Annotated in this window: 23 protein-coding genes and 1 pseudogene; 13 read left to right on the top strand and 11 right to left on the bottom strand. The window is 38.8% G+C overall.

What is annotated here, in order from left to right:
- Window positions 1–4 precede the first annotated feature (4 nt).
- The 7 genes from folB to FQT67_RS05860 all read left to right on the top strand — a co-directional run bounded on the left by folB (window position 5) and on the right by FQT67_RS05860 (window position 5,718).
- Window positions 5–364 carry a dihydroneopterin aldolase gene (folB, locus tag FQT67_RS05890; RefSeq protein WP_003060487.1) on the top strand — a complete coding sequence of 120 codons (360 nt, stop codon included), beginning with the start codon at window positions 5–7 and terminating at the stop codon, window positions 362–364.
- On the top strand, window positions 361–861 hold the full coding sequence (folK, locus tag FQT67_RS05885) for a 2-amino-4-hydroxy-6-hydroxymethyldihydropteridine diphosphokinase (protein ID WP_046177124.1): 501 nt from the start codon (window positions 361–363) through the stop codon (window positions 859–861). The genes folB and folK overlap by 4 nt, the downstream gene beginning before the upstream one ends.
- Before the next feature lie 149 nt (window positions 862–1,010).
- Entirely contained in the window at window positions 1,011–1,898 is an 888-nt protein-coding gene (gene murB, locus FQT67_RS05880; RefSeq protein ID WP_003058163.1) for a UDP-N-acetylmuramate dehydrogenase, read from the top strand.
- Between the two features lie 48 nt (window positions 1,899–1,946).
- Window positions 1,947–3,101 (top strand): ABC transporter ATP-binding protein, encoded by a 1,155-nt coding sequence (locus FQT67_RS05875; protein ID WP_003058145.1) that lies wholly within the window; start codon window positions 1,947–1,949, stop codon window positions 3,099–3,101.
- Complete coding sequence (locus FQT67_RS05870; RefSeq protein WP_046177125.1) at window positions 3,085–3,879, top strand: ABC transporter permease; 795 nt, start codon at window positions 3,085–3,087, stop codon at window positions 3,877–3,879. The genes FQT67_RS05875 and FQT67_RS05870 overlap by 17 nt, the downstream gene beginning before the upstream one ends.
- A complete protein-coding gene (locus FQT67_RS05865; RefSeq protein WP_046177126.1) occupies window positions 3,876–4,652 on the top strand; it encodes an ABC transporter permease in 777 nt (258 codons plus the stop codon). Before FQT67_RS05870 ends, FQT67_RS05865 begins: the two co-directional genes overlap by 4 nt.
- The gene (locus tag FQT67_RS05860) at window positions 4,645–5,718 is read left to right on the top strand and encodes an ABC transporter substrate-binding protein (protein ID WP_046177127.1); all 1,074 of its coding nucleotides are present in this window, start codon (window positions 4,645–4,647) and stop codon (window positions 5,716–5,718) included. Before FQT67_RS05865 ends, FQT67_RS05860 begins: the two co-directional genes overlap by 8 nt.
- A 54-nt stretch (window positions 5,719–5,772) precedes the next feature.
- Here FQT67_RS05860 and FQT67_RS05855 read toward each other — a convergent pair whose 3' ends face one another.
- The 3 genes from FQT67_RS05855 to FQT67_RS05845 form a co-directional block, all read right to left on the bottom strand.
- A complete protein-coding gene (locus FQT67_RS05855) occupies window positions 5,773–6,438 on the bottom strand; it encodes a response regulator (protein ID WP_002995342.1) in 666 nt (221 codons plus the stop codon).
- A complete protein-coding gene (locus FQT67_RS05850; RefSeq protein WP_046177128.1) occupies window positions 6,419–7,960 on the bottom strand; it encodes a sensor histidine kinase in 1,542 nt (513 codons plus the stop codon). Before FQT67_RS05850 ends, FQT67_RS05855 begins: the two co-directional genes overlap by 20 nt.
- A 136-nt stretch (window positions 7,961–8,096) precedes the next feature.
- Window positions 8,097–9,119: an IS30 family transposase gene (locus tag FQT67_RS05845; protein ID WP_172601562.1), complete on the bottom strand. Its 1,023-nt coding sequence runs from the start codon at window positions 9,117–9,119 to the stop codon at window positions 8,097–8,099.
- 178 nt (window positions 9,120–9,297) lie between these two features.
- Between FQT67_RS05845 and FQT67_RS05840 the strand changes: the two are divergent.
- The 3 genes and pseudogenes from FQT67_RS05840 (at window position 9,298) to FQT67_RS05830 (ending at window position 13,525) form a co-directional block, all read left to right on the top strand.
- A pseudogene (locus tag FQT67_RS05840) lies at window positions 9,298–10,628 on the top strand (2-hydroxycarboxylate transporter family protein).
- Window positions 10,629–10,658: 30 nt separating this feature from the next.
- Window positions 10,659–11,825, top strand: coding sequence for an NADP-dependent malic enzyme (locus tag FQT67_RS05835; protein ID WP_046177389.1), 1,167 nt, complete (start codon window positions 10,659–10,661; stop codon window positions 11,823–11,825).
- A 167-nt stretch (window positions 11,826–11,992) separates the two neighbouring features.
- Complete coding sequence (locus tag FQT67_RS05830; protein WP_014612237.1) at window positions 11,993–13,525, top strand: ClC family H(+)/Cl(-) exchange transporter; 1,533 nt, start codon at window positions 11,993–11,995, stop codon at window positions 13,523–13,525.
- Between the two features lie 58 nt (window positions 13,526–13,583).
- Here the strand turns inward: FQT67_RS05830 and FQT67_RS05825 are convergent, their stop codons facing one another.
- On the bottom strand, window positions 13,584–14,507 hold the full coding sequence (locus FQT67_RS05825) for an AraC family transcriptional regulator (protein ID WP_049519904.1): 924 nt from the start codon (window positions 14,505–14,507) through the stop codon (window positions 13,584–13,586).
- Between the two features lie 219 nt (window positions 14,508–14,726).
- Between FQT67_RS05825 and FQT67_RS05820 the strand changes: the two genes are divergently transcribed.
- From FQT67_RS05820 to radC, 3 genes are all read left to right on the top strand, one after another.
- On the top strand, window positions 14,727–15,341 hold the full coding sequence (locus FQT67_RS05820; protein ID WP_012766872.1) for an SGNH/GDSL hydrolase family protein: 615 nt from the start codon (window positions 14,727–14,729) through the stop codon (window positions 15,339–15,341).
- A 176-nt stretch (window positions 15,342–15,517) separates the two neighbouring features.
- Window positions 15,518–16,513 carry an AI-2E family transporter gene (locus FQT67_RS05815; protein WP_143936384.1) on the top strand — a complete coding sequence of 332 codons (996 nt, stop codon included), beginning with the start codon at window positions 15,518–15,520 and terminating at the stop codon, window positions 16,511–16,513.
- Window positions 16,514–16,560: 47 nt separating this feature from the next.
- A complete protein-coding gene (gene radC, locus FQT67_RS05810) occupies window positions 16,561–17,241 on the top strand; it encodes a DNA repair protein RadC (protein WP_003054017.1) in 681 nt (226 codons plus the stop codon).
- A gap of 1 nt (window position 17,242) precedes the next feature.
- Here radC and FQT67_RS05805 read toward each other — a convergent pair whose 3' ends face one another.
- The 7 genes from FQT67_RS05805 to FQT67_RS05775 form a co-directional block, all read right to left on the bottom strand.
- Entirely contained in the window at window positions 17,243–17,938 is a 696-nt protein-coding gene (locus FQT67_RS05805) for a gamma-glutamyl-gamma-aminobutyrate hydrolase family protein (RefSeq protein ID WP_046159523.1), read from the bottom strand.
- 8 nt (window positions 17,939–17,946) lie between these two features.
- A complete protein-coding gene (locus FQT67_RS05800) occupies window positions 17,947–18,591 on the bottom strand; it encodes a redox-sensing transcriptional repressor Rex (RefSeq protein ID WP_003054034.1) in 645 nt (214 codons plus the stop codon).
- A gap of 177 nt (window positions 18,592–18,768) precedes the next feature.
- Entirely contained in the window at window positions 18,769–18,981 is a 213-nt protein-coding gene (locus FQT67_RS05795) for a DUF4649 family protein (RefSeq protein WP_003062564.1), read from the bottom strand.
- Window positions 18,982–19,048: 67 nt separating this feature from the next.
- Window positions 19,049–19,396, bottom strand: coding sequence for a DUF1831 domain-containing protein (locus FQT67_RS05790; RefSeq protein WP_003054003.1), 348 nt, complete (start codon window positions 19,394–19,396; stop codon window positions 19,049–19,051).
- Window positions 19,386–20,513: a cysteine desulfurase family protein gene (locus FQT67_RS05785; RefSeq protein ID WP_046177387.1), complete on the bottom strand. Its 1,128-nt coding sequence runs from the start codon at window positions 20,511–20,513 to the stop codon at window positions 19,386–19,388. The genes FQT67_RS05790 and FQT67_RS05785 overlap by 11 nt, the downstream gene beginning before the upstream one ends.
- Window positions 20,510–21,490 (bottom strand): ribose-phosphate diphosphokinase, encoded by a 981-nt coding sequence (locus tag FQT67_RS05780; protein ID WP_003060884.1) that lies wholly within the window; start codon window positions 21,488–21,490, stop codon window positions 20,510–20,512. Before FQT67_RS05780 ends, FQT67_RS05785 begins: the two co-directional genes overlap by 4 nt.
- Before the next feature lie 128 nt (window positions 21,491–21,618).
- Window positions 21,619–22,200: a CYTH domain-containing protein gene (locus FQT67_RS05775; RefSeq protein ID WP_046177386.1), complete on the bottom strand. Its 582-nt coding sequence runs from the start codon at window positions 22,198–22,200 to the stop codon at window positions 21,619–21,621.
- Window positions 22,201–22,233 lie beyond the last annotated feature (33 nt).

Raw genomic sequence — 22,233 nt, 5'->3', positions numbered from 1 at the left:
ATGTATGGATAAAATAACATTAGAAGGTTGTCGATTTTACGGCTATCATGGAGCCTTTCAAGAAGAACAAACCCTTGGACAGATTTTCTTGGTTGATTTAGAGCTAGCAGTAGATTTACAAGCAGCCTCTTTGTCAGATGAATTGGCTGATACTGTTCATTATGGTATGGTTTTTGAGAGTGTTCGCCAGTTGGTGGAAGGGGAAACATTTACCTTGATTGAGCGTTTAGCAGGTGCGATTTGTGAAAAACTTTTCAACGAATTTTCACGGATTGAAGCCATTAAAGTAGCTATCAAAAAAGAAAACCCACCGATCGCAGGACATTACAAGGCAGTTGGTATTGAATTGGAGAGGCAGCGATGACCATTGTTTATTTAAGTTTAGGGACCAATATGGGAGACCGAGAAGAGTACTTGAGTCAAGCTGTTCAGTCCCTTGCTAAGATTCCTAACACCCATTTACTAGCCCAATCGTCTATTTATGAAACGGCTGCTTGGGGTAAGACAGAGCAAGCTGACTTCCTTAACATGGCCTGTCAATTAGATACACAATTAACCGCGGCTGATTTCTTAAAAGAAACACAAGCTATTGAGCAATCTCTTGGTCGTGTGAGGCATGAAAAATGGGGACCAAGAACCATTGACATTGATATTTTGCTATTTGGAGAAGAGGTTTATGACACAAAGGAATTGAAAGTGCCACACCCATATATGACTGAGCGTGCTTTTGTTTTAATCCCCTTATTGGAATTGCAGCCAGATTTAAAATTGCCTCCTAATCATAAGTTTTTAAGGGATTATCTTGCAGCTTTAGATCAATCAGATATCACGCTCTTTTCAGCTCAACAGACAGAGTTCTAGACTCTGTTTTCGGAGTAATGCCTGCTATAAGCCAATCCATAAAGTTTTGCCAAATTCATCGTTATTTTTTCTAAAATTTGATATAATAGTATCGGCTTTATGCCGATTTTTTTACTCGTATAAGAAGTGATAGAAGAAAGAAGATAACTATGATAACTGAACTTCATGGGATTGATATTCGTGAGAACGAAGCCCTAAAGAACTATACCTATACTAAGGTAGGTGGCCCAGCTGATTTCTTAGCCTTTCCTAGAAATCACTACGAGCTTTCACGCATTGTGACCTATGCCAATAAAGCGAACATCCCTTGGATGGTTTTGGGAAATGCTAGCAATCTGATTGTCCGCGATGGAGGTATTCGTGGTTTTGTCATCATGTTTGACAAATTAAACGCAGTCCGCATCAATGGATACACGTTGGAAGCAGAAGCAGGAGCGAACCTGATTGAAACAACTAAAATTGCCAAATTCCATAGTTTAACAGGATTCGAATTTGCATGTGGCATTCCTGGAAGTATTGGGGGTGCTGTTTTTATGAATGCGGGTGCCTATGGTGGGGAGATAGCGCATATCTTCTTGTCAGCTAAAGTGCTTACTCCAAGTGGAGAAGTAAAAACCCTCTCAGCTCGAGAAATGGCCTTTGGCTACCGTCACTCAGTCATTCAAGAAACTGGTGATATTGTTATTTCTGCTAAATTCGCCCTTAATCCAGGGAATTACGATTACATTAGTCAAGAGATGAATCGTTTGAATCATCTGCGCCAGCTCAAACAACCGTTGGAATTTCCATCTTGTGGCTCGGTCTTTAAGCGTCCTCCAGGACACTTTGCAGGTCAACTAATCATGGAAGCAAATCTTAAAGGTCATCGTGTTGGAGGTGTGGAAGTTTCTGAAAAACATGCCGGTTTTATGATCAATGTGGCAGATGGCACAGCTAAAGATTATGAAGATTTGATTGCCCATGTTATTGAGGCAGTTGAAAACCATTCTGGCGTTAGGCTTGAGCCAGAAGTGCGTATTATTGGAGAAAGCCTGTAACACTCGTTAATCATCATTAAAGAAAGTACCGTGGAGGATTTATGACAATTGACTAAGCCAATTATCACATTTAACAATGTTTCAAAAACATTTGAGGACAGTGGAACACAGGTCCTAAAGAATATTAATTTTGACCTTGAAGAAGGAAAGTTTTACACCTTATTAGGTGCCTCAGGCTCTGGAAAATCAACCATTTTGAATATTATGGCTGGTCTTTTGGATGCTACCAGTGGGGATATTTACTTGGATGGCGAACGTATTAATGATTTACCGATTAATAAACGTGACATTCATACCGTTTTCCAAAATTATGCCCTTTTCCCTCATATGACTGTTTTTGAGAACGTTGCCTTTGCTTTGAAGCTGAAAAAAGTGGACAAGAAAGAGATTGCTAAGCGCGTGAAAGAAACCTTGAAAATGGTTCAGTTGGAAGGTTATGAGAACCGTTCCATTCAAAAATTATCCGGTGGTCAACGTCAACGTGTGGCTATTGCGCGTGCGATTATCAATCAACCTCGTGTGGTCTTGCTTGACGAGCCACTTTCAGCTCTTGATTTAAAACTCAGAACGGAAATGCAGTATGAATTGCGTGAATTGCAACAGCGTCTAGGCATTACCTTTGTTTTTGTTACTCACGATCAAGAAGAAGCCTTGGCCATGAGTGATTGGATTTTTGTCATGAATGAAGGTGAAATTGTTCAGTCGGGAACACCAGTGGATATTTACGATGAGCCAATTAATCATTTTGTTGCTAATTTTATTGGGGAATCTAATATTATTAACGGTACTATGATTGAAGACTATCTTGTCTCCTTTAACGGGAAAGAATTTGAATCTGTGGACGGTGGGATGCGCCCTAATGAGCCTGTTGAAGTGGTTATTCGTCCTGAAGATCTTCAAATTACTTTGCCAGAAGAAGGGAAATTACAAGTTAAGGTTGATACCCAATTATTCCGGGGAGTTCACTACGAAATTATTGCCTATGATGACTTGGGTAATGAATGGATGATTCATTCTACCCGCAAAGCTATCGAAGGAGAAGTTATCGGATTAGATTTTACCCCTGAAGATCTTCATATCATGCGTCTTAATGAGACTGAAGAGGAATTTGATGCCCGTATTGAAGAATATGTGGAAATGGATGAGCCTGAAGATGGATTGATTAATGCCATTGAGGAGGAGCGTAATGAAGAAAACCTCTAGTCTTTTTTCGATTCCTTACTTCTTATGGATTCTCTTCTTTGTTGTGGCACCAGTCACTCTCTTGTTTTACAAGTCCTTTTTTGACATAGAAGGGCGCGTGACCTTAGCCAATTATGAAACCTTTTTTAGCTCTTGGACCTATTTGAGAATGAGTGTGAATTCTATTTTATACGCTGGTATTATCACACTTGTCACGCTCTTAATTTCATATCCTACGGCACTCTTTTTAACGCGCCTAAAGCACAAGCAGTTGTGGCTTATGCTCATTATCTTGCCAACGTGGGTAAATTTATTGCTAAAGGCCTACGCTTTTATGGGGATTTTTGGTCAACAAGGGGGAATTAATAGCTTTTTAACCTTTATGGGAATTGGGCCACAGCAAATCCTGTTCACGGATTTCTCCTTTATTTTTGTAGCCTCTTACATTGAACTCCCTTTTATGATTTTACCGATTTTTAATGCTTTGGATGATATTGACCATAATGTCATCAATGCCAGTCGTGACCTAGGAGCCAATGAGTTTCAAGCTTTTTCAAAGGTTGTCTTTCCTCTTTCCTTGAATGGGGTTAGAGCAGGTGTCCAGTCAGTTTTTATCCCAAGTTTGAGTCTCTTTATGTTAACCCGTTTGATTGGTGGGAACCGTGTGATTACGCTTGGAACAGCAATCGAACAACATTTTTTGACAACCCAAAACTGGGGAATGGGATCAACCATAGGTGTGGTGTTAATCTTAACCATGGTTGCTATTATGTGGTTAACAAAGGAGAAAAGTAAATGAAAAAATTTGCCAATCTTTATTTAGCAAGTGTCTTTATTTTGCTCTATGTTCCCATTTTTTATTTGATTTTCTATTCTTTCAACAAGGGTGGTGATATGAATGGCTTTACAGGAGTGACATTTGAGCATTACCAAACCATGTTTGAAGATAGTCGCCTCATGACAATCTTACTGCAAACCTTTGTTCTTGCTTTTAGTAGCGCTCTACTAGCAACGATTATTGGGACCTTTGGAGCTATCTTTATCCACCATGTTAGAGGTAAGTACCAAAATGCCATGCTATCAGCCAATAATGTCTTGATGGTATCACCGGATGTTATGATTGGTGCTTCCTTTTTGATTCTTTTCACCTCCTTGAAATTTCAATTGGGAATGTCGTCTGTTCTATTGAGTCATATCGCTTTCTCTATTCCTATTGTGGTTTTAATGGTGTTACCGCGTTTGAAAGAGATGAATCAAGACATGGTCAACGCAGCCTATGATTTGGGAGCCAATTATTTCCAAATGCTCAGAGAAGTTATGCTCCCCTATTTGACACCTGGTATTATTGCAGGTTATTTTATGGCCTTTACCTATTCTTTGGATGATTTTGCAGTGACCTTCTTTTTAACTGGAAATGGTTTTACCACTCTATCGGTTGAGATTTATTCACGGGCTCGTCAGGGAATTTCCTTGGATATCAATGCTTTGTCAACCATCGTTTTCTTTTTCTCCATCCTCTTAGTGATCGGTTATTATTATATGTCACAAGACAAGGAGGAAAAGCATGCGTAAACTTTATTCTTTTTTGGCAGGAGTTTTGGGCGTTATTGTTATTTTAACAAGTCTTTCCTTTATCTTGCAGAAAAACTCTGGTTCTGGTAGTCAATCGGATAAATTAGTTATTTATAACTGGGGAGATTACATTGATCCAGCTTTGCTCAAAAAATTCACCAAAGAAACGGGCATTGAAGTGCAGTATGAAACTTTCGATTCCAATGAAGCCATGTACACCAAAATTAAACAAGGTGGAACCACTTATGACATTGCTGTTCCTAGTGACTACACCATTGACAAGATGATCAAGGAAGATCTTCTAATCAAACTGGATAAATCAAAATTGGTTGGTATGGAGCACATTGGTAAAGAATTTTTAGGAAAAAGCTTTGATCCTCATAATGATTATTCCTTACCTTATTTCTGGGGAACAGTAGGGATTGTCTATAATGATCAGCTAGTGGATAAAGCGCCTATGCACTGGGAAGATCTGTGGCGTCCCGAATATAAAAATAGCATCATGCTTATTGATGGAGCGCGCGAAATATTGGGCGTTGGATTGACCACCTTTGGTTACAGTGTTAACTCAAAAAATCGAGAGCACTTAGAAGCTGCAGAACGTAAACTTCAACAGCTAACGCCAAATGTCAAAGCTATTGTGGCTGACGAAATGAAAGGATACATGATTCAAGGAGATGCTGCGATTGGCATAACCTTTTCCGGAGAGGCTAGTGAAATGTTAGACAGTAATGAACACCTTCACTATATTGTTCCTTCGGAAGGGTCCAATCTCTGGTTCGATAATTTGGTGCTTCCAAAAACCATGAAACATGAAAAAGAAGCTTATGCTTTCTTGAATTTTATCAATCGTCCTGAAAATGCAGCGCAAAATGCTGAATATATTGGTTATGCGACACCAAATAAAAAAGCCAAGGCCTTACTTCCAGATGAGATAAAAAATGATCCTGCTTTTTATCCAACAGATGACATTATCAAAAAATTGGAAGTTTATGACAATTTAGGGTCAAGATGGTTGGGGATTTATAATGATTTATACCTCCAATTTAAAATGTATCGCAAATAAGCACTCAAAAAGGCTGGTATTTCTCCAGCCTTTTTAATGTATCGACAGATGACGTCACCAGTATACGCGATAGGGACGGCCAACCTTGGTAAAAATTTGTTGGCTGTTCAGTTGCTTATTTTCTTCTAAATAAGCAATGTATTTACGGACAGAGACATGGGATAAGTGACAAGCGGAAGCTAATTCTTGGATAGTAAAAGGTTGATCAAAGGCTTTAATATTTTCCATAATCCACTGGAAAGTGGATTCAGACAAGCCTTTTTCTAACAATTGTTTGTTTTTAGTGTCTTTTTTGCTAGTCAAACATTTCAGTTGGTCAATTTGGGCCTGCTCTAGTTGCTGATTGGCCAAATGTTCTCGATGCGTAACAAACTGTTGGATGCTTTCTTGAAAGCGTTCAAAGGTAAAGGGCTTGATGAGGTAGTCGATAATTCCTAAATGAAAACCATCTCGGATAATATTCCCATCATTTGCGGCTGAAATAATAATGACTTCGCAAGGAATATGCTGAGCACGCCATTTCTCCAAAAATTGAATCCCATTGCCATCTGTAATATGAATATCCAGTAAAATGAGGTCAATTGCGTAATCAGTAAGTATGCTTTGAACAGCTTTCATAGAGTCGCTGGATATAATGCGATCAAAAAGATTTAGTTTTTCGAGGTAATTGCGATGGATAAAATCCACCATAGGATCATCTTCAATGATTAAAACGTTCATGTTGCCCTCCTACATAAGGTGTTGTCACTGAGAACTGTAACTCGGTTACGGTTTGATGTTGATGGAATTGGGAATTTGTATCGGTCAAGAGCTGTTGAAAATAAGGTAAGTCAAAAATAGGCTGTACCCGCTCCAAATCAATCCAATTGTCTGTCAAGGTGTAATGGCTGATTAAATGATTCTGGTCATGTTGAATACTCAAAACGAGTGATTTGGGTCTCAGTGTGGTTAGAAGATTAGTATGGATAAAGCGGTAAATCATCAAACCATTATTAAGTTGATTCTTGGTGGCAGAATGAGGAATCTCGCTTAAAACATCAATCTTGAGATGGACATTTAATTCTTGGTATTTCTCTTGCTCTCCAATGAGAAAACTAGCTAGAAGAGGCTCCTTAACAAGGACAGATAAGCTAGTGAGAATTTCATTTTCGGGTTCCAAAATACTGTCTAAATAAATTTTCAATTGGTCATAATAAGCAATATCCACTAAGCCATAAATAACATACAATTGATTCATGAATTTATGAGTTTGGGCTTGTAGAGCAGAAGCATAGGCAGTGGTATAGGCTAGCTGATCCAAGGTATCAATAGCCTTAACTGCTTCTCGCATGAAAATAATGTGGCCTCGGTGATCGTTTTTGACACAGATGGGTGAAATGGCTAACAAGTAGTCTTCCTCACCATACCGAAAGAGTTGTTCATGCCCCTCTTGCAAACTAAGTTTTGGAAAATCAGGAAAGAGGTGATTGAAACTGTTGCCAGTAGGTTTTCCCAACTGGCATTTCCGAGCAATTAATTTTTGTCCAGCCTGATTGCAGAGCTGTAAGATACCAGCTTTATCTACCACAAATACGGCGGCTTCGATTTGATCCAACATGGCATTACGCTCTTCAAAGAGCTGGTAAATTTCACTTGGTTCTAACTGGTGCAGTTGACGCTTGAGTCGAAAAGAAATAAAACTGGTGACCAGTAAACTAATAAGAAGACAAAGGAGTAAAGACAGGGTATAATTGCGTTTTGACGTTAAAGCCACATCATTTAGGGTAGTTAGTTTAATGCCAACCGCAATAGCACCAATCTGTTTGTCACCGTCAAACACAGGTACTAGATAGCGAAGTGACTTTCCTAAAGTGCCTTTGGCGGTAGAGATAACCTTTTGTCCTGCTAGAACAGCCTCCTCATCACCTCCTTGAAAAGGTTTTCCGATATTTTTCGGGTTAGGATGGGTGAGTCGAATCCCTTTCATGTTCATCACGACCACATAATCAAGGTTATAGATGGAGGCAATGGAGTTGGTATAGGCTGTTGTTTTAGCATTTGGTTGGTTGTTTAGGAGTAATTCTTTAATTGCTTGATGACTTGCTAACATTTTTCCAGTTGACGTTAGCAAATGGGTTTCCTGATTTTTGATGGATTGGTGCGTATCATGTAGCATAATCCCGTAAAATAGGGAGGTTGTGACAACAATCATAGATACCAAAATCAACGATAAACTGGCCCATAAACATAGTGGTTTTTTCATAAGGTCTCCTCTTTATTGAGTATAACACGATAAGAAATGACCTGCTAGCTTAAATTAATTAAATAACTTGAAAAAATTAAAGCGCAAGTTGTCAAGTCAAGTGCAACCAGTTCATAGATAACTAGAGTTCCAGAGGTTAAGTTGTTCGGGCTAGCTCAAACAGGAATGTTGAGGATTGATATTGAAGAAGTCGTCTTGGGCGCTCATTGATGGCTGTAAGATAATTGTCAAGTTCTTCAGAGGTTAGTGGATTAAGTGAGATTCCTTTAGGGACATATTCTCTGAGGAGGCCATTGAAGTTCTCGTTTGTTCCTCTCTCATGTGAAGAATAGGGATGTGCAAAGTAAACGTCAACAGCTTCTAGGTTTGAGAGTAAACTAAACTCAGAACCATTATCTGCTGTGATGGATGCAATAGGATACTGACTGATGAGATGCGTGACAGCGCGGTTAATGGTTTGGGACTGCTTGTCTTCTAGCTTAACTCCTAGTGCATAGCGTGTCTGGCGCTCTACCAAAGTCAACATAACAGCTTCACCTTTGGTTTTCTTGCCGAGAATCAAATCAATCTCCCAATGCCCAAATTCAGAACGATCATTAATATATTCTGGACGTTCTTCGATAGATTTACCTAAAGTCTTCTTATTCGTTTTCATGACTTTCTTAGAACGTTTTCTGATACTAACCATCTTAGGCAAATCGATTGGTTTAATAGCTAACAACCCCTCTTTGATATAACGATAAATCGTTTTGGTATAGGGGACGACTTCTTCAGGATGGTTTACTTTGTAAGTCTGAACAAAACTATCCACACTATGGAGACGAATGTTAGCCGTCAAGGCAAATTCTAATTGTGCAATGAACCTAGCGGAGCAGCCATTCAATTTGAGGTAAGAACTCTTTTGACGATTGGTTTCATAGACACGTTGTCCACTATCAGCGAAATAGGCGTTGAAGAAGGTTTGTTTTCCATTCTTATCCTTTACCTGTTCTACTGAACAACGTTTTATTTCTCGGCAGATTGTAGAACAGTGACAACCCAGGAGTCGAGCAATATCAACGGGTTGCTCTCTCATTTTAAGATAAGTAGCAATTTCACCCCGTTCTGTGGCTGAAAGATGAGAATAGGAGGATTTTCTGGTAGAATTAATATTAGACATGTTCATCTGCTTTCCATACTGAATTGGGGAATTCTAGTATATCAGACAAACATGTCTTTTTTGTTGCACTTCATTTTACAACGCGGGGAAAAAATTAAAGTAGTTAAACAACTTAAATAAACTATGCTTTTGACATGTTCTCTTTTATACTAACCTTATCACTAAAGGAGGTTGTTTCATGGAAACAATAAGCAAGAAAATGCCTGAAAAAGACTTGTCTGAGCATTCAAAAGCATGGCAAAATAGGCGAATAGGCTCCGTTCCCTTGCCTGTTTATCTGGTTTTAGCTACCTTAATTTTAGTCACAGGCTGGTTCCAACAGTTGCCTGTTAATATGCTGGGTGGCTTTGCTGTTATTTTAACCCTTGGTTGGCTACTAGGAACCATTGGAGCGACCATTCCAGGCCTCAAACATTTTGGTGGCCCAGTTATTTTATCGCTCTTAGTCCCTTCGATTTTGGTTTTTTTAATCTCTTCAATCCCAATGTCTTAGAAGCGACTAATGTCTTGATGAAGCAAGCGAATTTTCTTTATTTTTATATTGCCTGCCTGGTCTGCGGTAGTATTTTAGGAATGAATCGAAAAATCTTGATTCAAGGTCTTTTTCGGATGATTATTCCCATGTTACTTGGAATGGTTTGTGCAATGGGTGTAGGGACTTTGGTTGGCGTCATTTTAGGATCAGACTGGCAACATACCCTCTTTTATGTTGTGACGCCAGTCCTTGCTGGAGGAATTGGTGAAGGTATTTTACCCTTATCTCTTGGTTACAGTGCCATTACAGGAGTCGGAAGTGAGCAATTAGTGGCTCAACTGATTCCAGCCACCATTATTGGGAATTTCTTTGCTATCTTGTGCACGGCTTTGCTCAATCGTTTTGGAGAGAAGCACCCAAGTTATTCTGGTCAAGGGCAATTAGTTAAAATTGGTCATAGCGAAGATATGTCTGATGCCCTAAAAAACAATTCTGGAGCCTTAGATGTTAAATTAATGGGGGCAGGCGTTTTAACAGCTTGTTCCCTTTTTATTGCCGGGGGCTTGTTACAGCATTTAACAGGTTTTCCAGGACCGGTGCTGATGATTATTTTGGCGGCCTTCTTGAAATACCTGAATGTTATCCCCCAAGAAACACAAAATGGTGCCAAACAACTTTATAAATTCATTTCCAGCAACTTTACTTTTCCACTAATGGCAGGGCTTGGTCTGCTTTATATCCCCTTAAAAGAGGTTGTGGCAACCCTTAGCTGGCAATATTTTATTGTGGTGATTAGTGTGGTGTTAACGGATGTCAGTGTCGGTTTCTTTGTCTCTCGCTTCCTTAACATGAACCCTGTTGAAGCAGCTATTATTTCAGCTTGTCAAAGTGGTATGGGTGGAACCGGTGATGTGGCTATTTTGAGTACGGCTGACCGCATGAATCTAATGCCGTTTGCCCAAGTCGCTACCCGTCTAGGTGGGGCTATTACCGTTATCACTATGACAGCTATTTTAAGAATTATTTTTAGTTAATCCAAACCAATAAAAAGAGAGGTATTTCCTATGAAAAATCAATTAGGTCAACTTGCCCTTGAACAAGCCAAAACGTTCGGAGGTAAATTGGAAGTTCAACCAAAAGTCGACATCAAAAATAAACATGATTTAAGTATTGCCTATAGACCAGGTGTAGCTAGTGTGTCATCTGCCATCGCAAAAGATAAAACATTAGCATATGACTTAACCACCAAGAAAAATACAGTAGTCGTTATCAGTGATGGTACTGCGGTTCTTGGTCTGGGGGATATTGGTCCTGAAGCAGCCATGCCAGTTATGGAAGGAAAAGCAGCCCTCTTTAAAGCATTTGCAGGTGTGGACGCTATTCCAATTGCATTAGATACCAAAGATACCGAAGAAATTATTAGTATTGTCAAGGCGCTTGCACCAACCTTTGGTGGCATTAACTTGGAAGATATTAGTGCGCCCCGCTGTTTTGAAATTGAGCAACGCTTAATTAAGGAATGTCATATTCCTGTCTTTCACGATGATCAGCACGGAACAGCTATTGTGGTGTTGGCAGCTGTCTTCAATAGTTTGAAACTCCTTCAAAAATCCCTTGATGAAGTATCCATCGTGGTGAACGGTGGTGGATCTGCTGGATTATCCATTACCCATAAATTATTAGCAGCAGGTGCTACGAAAGTGACAGTAGTGGATAAATTTGGTATTATCAATGAACAAGAAGCAGATCAGTTAGCGCCACATCATTTGGATATAGCGAAAGTCACTAATCGTGAGTTTAAATCAGGTACCTTAGAAGATGCTCTTGAAGGAGCAGATATCTTCATTGGCGTATCAGCACCAGGAGTCTTAAAAGCAGAGTGGATCAGTAAAATGGCAGAGCGCCCAGTAATTTTTGCCATGGCCAACCCTGTTCCAGAGATTTACCCTGATGAAGCCCTTGAAGCGGGGGCTTACATTGTAGGTGCTGGCCGCAGTGATTTTCCTAACCAAATTAATAATGTCCTTGCCTTCCCAGGGATTTTTAGGGGGGCACTAGATGCGCGTGCAAAAACCATTACTGTTGAGATGCAAATTGCTGCCGCAAAAGGTATTGCCAGTCTTGTCTCAGATGACGCTTTGAGCACCACTAATATTATTCCAGACGCCTTCCAAGAGGGAGTCGCTGATATTGTTGCTAAAAGTGTCAGTTCTGCAGTGACCGAGGCCTGACGGTAATTTCCCCTAAATCTTTTAAGAAAAAACATGCTGGCTAGTAGGCTAGTGTGTTTTTTGCTATTCTCCATTCAGTCTGAGAACCGTCTCTTAAAAAGCACTGGCAACTTAAGCCTGTCTTTGATACAATGGTACTAGTGCATTCAAAAGAAAGAGAGGAAAAGATGGAAAATCACAAAAATGAATTTACCTTTTCAAACAAGTCCATTATTGCCTATGTTTGGCGCGGCATTATTGTTGGCGTTGTAGCTGGAGTTATGGTTAGTCTATTTCGATTGGTTATTGAAAAGATGGCTGAAGCGGTTATTGAATCCTATCATGCCGCTCATGAGAATCCCCTTTTATTTGTTCCTATCGTTGGTATCAGCTTATTAGCTGTTATTTTTGTCGGCTTTTTGGTTAAGTCTGATCCTGATATCAAAGGGTCTGGAATTCCTCATGTCGAAGGAGAGCTTAAAGGCCTTTTGTTACCAAATTGGTGGAGTATCCTCTGGAAAAAATTTCTAGGAGGAACATTAGCCATTTCTATGGGCTTTATGCTTGGTCGTGAAGGTCCCTCTATTCAACTTGGTGCCATGTCAGCAAAGGGATTTGCTAAACTCATCAAATCCAGCCGTTTGGAAAAACGAGTTCTGATTGCCAGCGGAGCAGCAGCAGGTCTATCAGCGGCTTTCAATGCCCCGATTGCAGGACTTTTATTTGTTGTTGAGGAGATCTACCATCATTTTTCTCGCCTAATCTGGATTACAGCATTAGTTGCAAGCTTGGTCGCTAACTTTATTTCCTTAAATATTTTTGGTCTCAAACCAGTTCTTGGTATGCCGAAAGCCATGCCTTTTTTAGGGCTTAACCAATATTGGTTATTGCTATTGTTAGGGCTCTTTCTTGGTGGCTTAGGCTACCTCTACGAAGTAGTCATTCTTGATTTTCACAAACTCTACGGTGTTTTAGGGAGATGGCTGCATTTGCCAGCTCATTTTTATGGGATTATTCTGGTGGTTATGATATTACCGATTGGTTATTACTTGCCACAATTATTAGGTGGGGGGCATGGTTTAATTCTTGCCTTATCCCATCAGCAACTCCCCTTAATCACCATTCTCCTTTATTTCCTTATTCGCTTTATTGTTAGCATGTTTAGCTATGGCAGCGGTCTACCTGGTGGTATTTTCTTACCTATTCTAACGCTCGGTGCTCTGGCAGGGTTGTTATTTGGGCAGACAGCTCTGCAATTAGGATTACTCAATCAGCGCTTTCTACCTCTTTTCTTGGTTTTAGGCATGGCAGGCTATTTTGCGGCTATCTCCAAGGCCCCCCTAACGGGGATGATTTTGGTGACTGAAATGGTTGGAGATTTGAAGCCATTGATGGCTATAGCGGTAGTGACTTTTGTGTCCTATTTGGTAATGGACTTATTAAATGGTCAACCTATTTATGAAGCAATGCTTGATAAAATGGCCATTAAACATCCTACTGACTTAGTAGAGCCAACTTTGATTGAATTAACGGTCGGAGACAAGATTGCAGGAAAGTATGTCAGAGACTTGAAACTACCTGACAATGTCTTAATCACAACACAAATTCACAATAAAAAATCACAAGTGGTTTCAGGTAGCACGCGCCTCTTATCCGGTGCCACCATTTTCTTAGTTGTTAATGAAGCTGACACAGGATTTGTGAGAGAAGTATTGATGTAGATACATTAAAAAAACCGAGTATTCTTTTAGAAAGTACTCGGTTTTTTAATATAGTAGTTTAGTTATTGCTTATGTTTGAACTGATAAGAGAGCAACTTTCTTTGGTCTTAGTGTATTGCTTGCGGTAGTGACTTGGTGTCATGTCATAATATTGTTTAAATTGGCGATTAAAGTTAGAAAGATTGTTAAAGCCAATCCCATTAGCAATTTCAACAATAGGCTTGCTTGAATTGACCAACAATTCGCAAGCCTTGTTAAGTCTTACTTGAATAATAAATTCAGTACAGGAGCTACCGGTATGTTGCTTAAAAATAGCCATAAAATGAGTCTTACTGTAACCAATAAAGTCGGCTAAAAAATCGACAGTCAATGACTGATGGTAGTTATTATTGATGTAAGCAACCAGTTCTCGAATTTTTTCATTTTTTCGATGGATATCATCAGTGTATTTTCGGATGACATAGCGGTGATAATATAATAAGTATAAGAATTCGTGTAGTTTAGCCTTTAAGAGTAATTCAAAATGACGATCCTCTTCTTTGGATAAGCTGAAAATCAAAAACAAGCAGTCTTTTAAAGCATCATAACCCGGCATATCAGGTTTAATGCAAGGCAAAAATTTGTAAGTGCTGTCTTGTAGGGGCTGTAAATACCGATTAGTCACTTGATCACCAACGGAAGATCCAATCATATCCAAATGGAACTGAAAAGTTTCAATCACATGAGTTTCCCCGTTAATAGGATGAATGGAGTGCATGCCGTTAGGTCTAACCAGAATAATATCACCTGTCTCACCATTAAAAAAGTCGTTATCAATATGATAGCGAGCAGTTCCTTCTTGAACATAGGTGAGTTCTAATTCTGGATGCCAATGGAATAAAATATCAGGTCGCCCATCATTGATGACAGTCTGAAAATAACGATAAGGTAGCGGCTTTCTCTTAGCCTGTATACCTAAACGTGGTTGTAACTTATTAAACATGTTTTCTCTCTCCTGAAACAATAGTCAGTTAATAGCATTGTAACAAAAAAAATGGCTTATTTCTGAGGATATGCTTAAAAAGGCAAATTTTTTCTACAATAGTAAGTGATGATCTCCAGACGGTCAATGACTAACATGTTAGTCGTTTAATGTAGAGCGTTGTATACTGAATAGAGTCAATCTTTTTGTTATACTAGAGGTAATAATAAGGAGTTTGACATGTTAGAAATTGTTTCAGAAGAATTACGACGCTATCAAGAAAAGAAGCTAGCAGATTACCATGATAAAAATAAGAGTACTGAAAAAGGGGGCATTGTTTTTGCCGGAGATTCACTGATTGAGTTTTTCCCCTTAAAAAAAGCCTTAGGAACAGACTTTCCTTTTATTAATCGAGGTATTGCAGGAATTGATAGCCAGTGGTTAGTGACACATTATGATGATCATATTACTGATTTAGAACCAGAAAAAGTCTTTTTATTAATTGGTTGTAATGACATTGGTCTAGGATTTGACAAGAATCATATTGTTTCAACTATTGTAGAATTGATTAACCAGATTCGAAGCCATTCCATCTATAGTCAGATTAACCTTCTGTCATTATTACCGGTGTCGCAGAATCCAGCATACCAGATGACAGTTAAAGTTAGAACCAATGCTGTTATTGATAGCATTAATCAAGAAATATCCATGATTCCTTCTGTAGAATTTATTGACGTCAATACTTGTCTTAAAGATGCACAAGGTGGACTAGCAGATAGCTATACCTTAGATGGTCTACACCTCAATTTTCAGGCCTATGCTATAATGGCACAAGTCATTAAGGACTATTTATAAAAGCATTAAGAGACCCGCAACTACTGGCCTATGATGACCTTTTTAGATGATGCTAGGAAGGTCAATATAGCCAATTATGCTTTGTCCAAGTAGTTCTCACTGCCCTTAATGTCTATGAGGAGATTCGGGTATCCCTGTTTTGCAATTTAGTGTATAATGTAAAAGAAGGAGTTACCATGAAATTTGAAAAAAAATATATCCTCTATCTTGTTGTGACATTTATTCTTTGTTATGCTATTTTAGCCAACTGGGAAAATGGAACTGATATTGTAAGAACTATTTATAAAACAAGCCTCCCCTTTCTCTATGGAGCAGCAGGAGCTTATATTGTTAATATTGTCATGAGTGCTTATGAAAAAGCATATGTCTACGCTTTTAAAGGAAGTCCCCTCGTTTTAAAAGTTAAGCGAGGCATCTGTATGTTGCTAGCTTATCTGACCTTTTTTATTTTAATCACTTGGATTATCTCAATTGTCATCCCAGATTTAATTGCTAGCATCAGCACCTTAACAAAATTTGATACACCATCCATTAAAGAAGTGGTTAATCAGTTAGAACATAATAAATTATTAGCACGTGTCATCAAATATATTGGTGGTGATGCCAAACTAACACAAACCATTACGAGTTATAGTCAACAATTATTAAAACAATTTATCGGTGTCCTAACGAATATCTTGACCTCAGTTACTGTTATCGCATCTGCGATTATCAACCTTTTCATCAGTTTTGTCTTTTCACTCTATGTCCTGGCCAACAAAGAGAGTCTTTGTCGTCAAGGAAATACCTTGGTGGATACTTATACTGGTAAATATGCTCAGCGTATTCATTATCTAGTTGATTTATTACACCATCGTTTTCATGGTTTCTTTGTCAGCCAGACCTTAGAAGCGATGATTTTAGGGACGCTCACAACGACGGGAATGTTTTTACTACAATTACCATTTGCTGGAACTATTGGGGTATTAGTGGCCTTCACTGCATTAATTCCAGTTGTCGGAGCTTCCATTGGTCTGCCAGCAATGTGGGTGTTAATGGCCATTACCATTGGAGCTTCCTTAAGAGGAATTGTTGGGATGATTATCGCCGTCCCTTTAGCAGCAACTCTCTATCAAGTCATTAAGGATAACATCCAGAAAAAACAAGCCATTCAAAAAAAACAGGTTTCTTAATAAGAAACTTGTTTTTTTATCGAATAAATAGATAGGGAGGTAGTGAGATGTATTCGATCAAATGCGATGATATAAAGCTGATGCCAAGAGAACGGTTAATGCGCATGGGGGCCGAAGCCTTAAGCAACCAAGAATTATTAGCCATTTTATTAAGGACAGGAAATAAAGAAAAACACGTTTTGGAATTATCTTCTTACCTGTTGTCACATCTAGAAAGCTTAGCAGATTTTAAAAAGCTGTCTCTGCAAGAATTACAAACCTTAGCGGGAATCGGTAAAGTCAAAGCAATTGAAATCAAAGCAATGATTGAATTGGCTGCTAGGATTCAAGCAACTGAGCAAACACTGTCTGAGAGGATTCTTTCGAGTGTTCAGATTGCAGAGAAGATGATGGCAGTTTTAGGCGATAAAAAGCAGGAGCATTTAGTGGTTCTGTATTTAGATAGTCAAAATCGCGTGATTGAAGAGAAAACAATTTTTATAGGAACAGTCAGACGTTCGATCGCAGAACCTAGAGAAATTTTATATTACGCTTGTAAAAATATGGCAACAAGTCTTATTGTGGTTCACAATCACCCATCAGGAAGTATTGACCCGAGTCCTAATGATTACGCTTTTACTGAAAAAATAAAACGATCATGTGAAGACCTAGGCATCATTTGCCTGGATCACATCATCGTTAGTTATCAATCTTATTATAGTTTCCGAGAAAAATCATCTCTTTTCTAGCTTAAAAGTCATTGACAAATAAATCAAAGAGTTGTAAATCTTCCTTGCGAACACCTTGAAGCAACTCAGGATGCCATTGAACACCCAAAAAAGGAATAGCCTCGTTAGTAGAAACAACAGCTTCAATCGTTCCATCACGAGGGTCTCTTGCAATAACTTTTAAATCATCAGCTACCTTTTTCAGACTTTGATGATGAAAAGAATTAATGACAGTTTTCTTACCATAGATAGGATATAAAATGGAATCTTCATCCACAATCATTTCATGCGATAGAAAATCAGAAGGAGCATCTTGCCAATGGGAAGGGATATTCTGGTTTAAACTGCCACCTAAGGCAACGTTCATTAACTGAGTCCCACGACAGACGCCTAAAATAGGTTTTTTCTGGGCTATAGCTTCTTTAATGATGGCTAGTTCAAAGTGATCTCGTTCGGGTGAGAAATCATCATCAAAGGCAGCTTTTTCTTCTTGATAATATTTAGGGTCTACATTTTGTCCCCCAATCAAGATTATTTTATCGACCATGGACACATACACCTTAGCAGCTGATTCATCACCAATTGGTAGTAGAAGCGGTAAGCCACCTGCATCAGTAACTGCCTGGACAAAACCAGTAGGCGCATATGACCAGGGCAGATTATCTAGAGCGATATTTAATCTTTGGTTTGCACTTATTCCAATAATGGGTTTGGACATTGTACTCCTTAGTCAAGATGGTTTTGATTCATAAAATAGAGAAGGGTTTGCAATTCGCTAGTTAAATCCACGGATTGGACAATCACACCTTTTGGAACCTGTAAATGGACAGGAGCGAAACTTAGAATCCCTTTAATACCAGCTTCAATGAGTTGTTCGGATACTTCTTGAGCATAGATACTTGGGACAGTTAAGATAGCCGTTTCAATATCAGTATTGTCAAGTCGGTCTTTGATGGTTGAAATCCCATAAATTGGAATACCATCAGTGGTCTTGGTCCCTACAAGAGGGTTATCATCAGTATCAAATCCCATTGCAATCTGCATTTTATTACGGTCATGGAAACGGTAGTGTAAGAGTGCGCGACCAATGTTACCACATCCAACTAAAATCACGTTAGTAGTAGAGTGATCGTTAAGTAAATCAGCAAAGAAATTCATTAATTTGGTGACATCATAACCAAAGCCACGGCGTCCTAATTCTCCAAAATACGAAAAATCTCGGCGAACAGTTGCCGAATCAATGCCCATAGCATCTGCAATTTGTTTAGAGCTAGCTTTTTCAACCTGATCAGCATGAAAACGTTTGAAAATGCGGTAATAGAGTGATAAGCGTTTTGCGGTCGCTTTTGGAATAGATTTATCAATAACCACTGTTTAACTCCTTATAGAATTGTCATTACATTTATCTTTCTTTATTGTAACAGAAAGTTTGTGAAAAATGCAACGTTTTGTTCATTATTTTGTGAAAGATGTCCTTTCATAGAAATCGTAACTGGTTTATAAGAGGATAAGAAAAAAGCTAAGAAGAAACTTCTTAACTTTGCTATTTTAGTGAAGGCCTTGTTGCTCAAGGAAAAAGTATAGGTTACCAAACTGTCCCGTATAATCTAGTTGCTGGCCATCTACCATTACCTTGGTAACAGGGAAATAATCTGCAATAGCAATTTGACAAGCTAATTGCGCCTGTTTATAGTCATCATAACTAGCGTAGGAAATCTGCTTTTCCTGTTTGTTGTTGTTTAAATAGCTAATGTCAATCATTGTCTGTTACCTCCCTTTTTGATAGCACCATTATAGTGCGTTGGGAAGAGAAATACAATTGATTAGCTTAGACTTTTGTTTTACTAAAAATATCACGTTCGACAAGGCTATCCATAAGGAAATAAAACTTGTCTTGAAGAATTTTATTGTCTTCAGATTTGAAAATATTAACTAATCTAAGACCAGATTGATCCGTAATAGCGAGTTTAAAGCCATCGAGTTCTTTATTTATCGTAATTTTTAAAGGAAAACCTTCTCCTGAATTAGGAACTTTTTCTAACAAGCGGGTTAACTGATAATGCCCTACTTTGGTTTGTGTAAAAGTAGTGTCTCTCAAAGTGTATTTTTTGACAGTTGGACTGATTTGGTAACGATAGTTACAGTCTTTTAAAGTAATTTCTTTTTCAAATGCCATCTGATTCTCCTAGAATTTTTCGTAAGGTTTGAGCCAATTGAGTGGCTTCTTCGAAAGTATTTTGATCTGACAGGCTGATGCGAATGGATTCTGATAGGCGATGAGACTCTTTGCCATAGTAAGCTGCAAGTACATGACTTGGCTCAACGGTTCCAGCTGTACAAGCAGAGCCTGTCGACACTGCAAAACCAGCTAAGTCAAGTTGGGTTAGTAGGACTCCATTTTGATAGCCAGGAAAGCCAATGTTAATCACCTGTGGAAGAGAGTTTGGGCCTTGATTAAGGTAATAAGAGAGTCCCTCTAGTTGTTCCAACAAGTGATCCCGTAAAGAAGTGATATGATTGGTTGCTGACAGACAGTTAGTTAAAGCATCTTTTAGAGCTTGTGCCATCCCCACAATGCCTGGTAAGTTTTCAGTGCTAGCTCTGCGTTTATGTTCTTGTTCTCCCCCATGAAGCAGGGAGTCCATAATCATTCCTCGACTATAAAGGAATCCAACCCCCTTAGGACCGTGAAATTTATGAGCAGACGCTGATAAAAAATCAACGCCTAATTGCTCAGGAAAAATCTCAAATTTTCCGATAGCTTGTACAGCATCTACGTGAAAAACCGCTTGATGGTCTCTAAGGAGGTTTCCAATCTCTTGAATAGGTAAGACATCACCTGTTTCATTATTAGCATACATCATGCTTACTAAAATCGTATCATCTCGGAGCGCCTTTTTAACGTCAGCCAAATCAATTGTTCCATTTTGGCAAGGCAAATAAGTCACCTCGAATCCAAATCGCTCTTCAAGATAGGCCATAGGGTGAAGAACAGAATGGTGCTCAATAGCAGTTGTGATGATGTGCTTACCCTTATTTTGATTAGCCAAGGCATAGCCTTTAATAGCTGTATTGTTGCTTTCTGTCCCCCCAGAAGTGAAAATAATGTGGCGAGCATTAACGTCTAAGAGATTGGCGATTGTTTGGCGAGATTCTCTGAGAGTTTTGCTTGCTTGGCGTCCGTAAGAGTGAATACTAGAAGGATTGCCAAAAACATCTGTCATCGTCTCTGTCATTACTGTGATGACAGAGGGACTAAGTGGGGTAGTAGCAGCGTTGTCAAAATAAATCATGCGTCATGTTTACCTTTGGGTTTATAGGAGAAAAGAGGACTCAATGGTTTTCTTTCGTGAATTCGGATGATAGCTTCTGCAATCAAGTCGCTAGCACTAAGGTAAGTGACATTTTCTGGGACACGGTTTTTGGTCTTAACAGAATCTGTAACGATAATGTCTTTAATCGGAGCAGTTTCCAAAACATCCGCAGCACCACCAGCAAACAAGCCGTGACTAGCAACGGCGTAAATGTCAGTTGCACCTGCTCGTTCAAGGATCTTAGCAGCTTCTGCAAAAGTTTTTCCAGTGTTAAGAATATCATCAATCAAAATAGCTTTTTTACCAGAAACATCACCGATAACATAGCCCTCTTCACGCTCTGAGTCATCCTGTGCGTAGTCAATAATAGCAATTGGTGAATCCAGATACTCTGCTAAGCTTCTAGCACGTTTAATGCCAGAATTTTTTGGGCTCACTACAACAGTATCGGCACCTGCCAAGCCAAGTTGGCTGTAATGCTCTGCAAACAATGGCACTGTGAAAAGATTATCCACTGGAATATCAAAGAAGCCCTGTACTTGAACGGCATGTAAGTCAAGTGTAACAACGCGGTCAATACCAGCTTTGGTTAGCATGTTAGCAACTAATTTAGCTGTGATAGGTTCACGAGATTTAGCTACGCGATCTTGGCGTGAGTATCCAAAATAAGGTAAAACAATATTGACAGTATTGGCGCTAGCACGTTTACAAGCATCAATCATGATGAGTAATTCCCAAAGGTTATCATTGACAGGAAAACTAGTGGATTGAATGATGTAAAGATCATCACCACGAACTGTTTCTTCAATGTTAATCATAATTTCCCCATCAGAGAATTGGCGGGAAGAAATTTTCCCAAGAGGAATTCCAGATGCTTTCGAAATTTTCTCAGCAATCGGGAGATTTGATGTGAGTGAGAACAGTTTGATTTGCTTGTCAGCATATCGTTCAGTCATGATAAATTTAGCTCCTTCATTTCAACAAGTAGAATAAACAGGAAGAAATTCCAAGTTTTATTCAAAGTGATTCATTAACATTACTATTTTAACAAAAAAACAGAAAAATTTCAGTCTTTCTGTTGATTTTATCTGCTATTTCTAGGATTCTTCAAGGTTTTGCTAAAACGAGCAACTTTGCTTTTAGCATACTTAAAGGCAATCTGATGTTGGATTAAAAAAAGATCAAAATCGATTTTTCCTTTGATTGGATCAGTAACTTCTAACTCCAATTCATAGTCTTTAGTATTGGCATACTGATTGTAATCCAAAGCCATTTTCCCAATTGGAGTATCGCTTTCTCTCCGAATCGTCGTCAAATGTCCAAACGTTTTAAGAGCCTCTAAATCAATTCCAATAGAAGTGATTAAGCCAAGAGCTGGCGACTCTGGCAAGTGCCCATGCTTAATCATGTCTTTTGCTTGTTCAAGAGTGAGAGGGAGATTGTATTCACGATTACCAACTTTTTCAGGAACTTTCAAGGTTAGTTCGGCACTATTTGTAAAGGTACGAATGCGCAGTGACATCTTATTAGCTTTTAAATCAAACCCCTCGGTGTCGATGTAATAATTAGTCTGTGTCACTGGAGCTACATGACTCATTTGAGAAAGGAGACGATTGTATTCATCTTTGGTTAATAAGGTTTTGTATTCAATTTCTAGGTTGGTCATGGGAAATTCCTTTTAAACTTAATTTGTGCTATA

Origin of the sequence: Streptococcus sp. NCTC 11567 (genome assembly GCF_902141215.1) — a bacterium.
Lineage (GTDB): Bacteria > Bacillota > Bacilli > Lactobacillales > Streptococcaceae > Streptococcus > Streptococcus dysgalactiae.
Note: the sequence above shows the minus strand (reverse complement) of the source record. Positions and strands in the feature narration are given on the sequence as shown.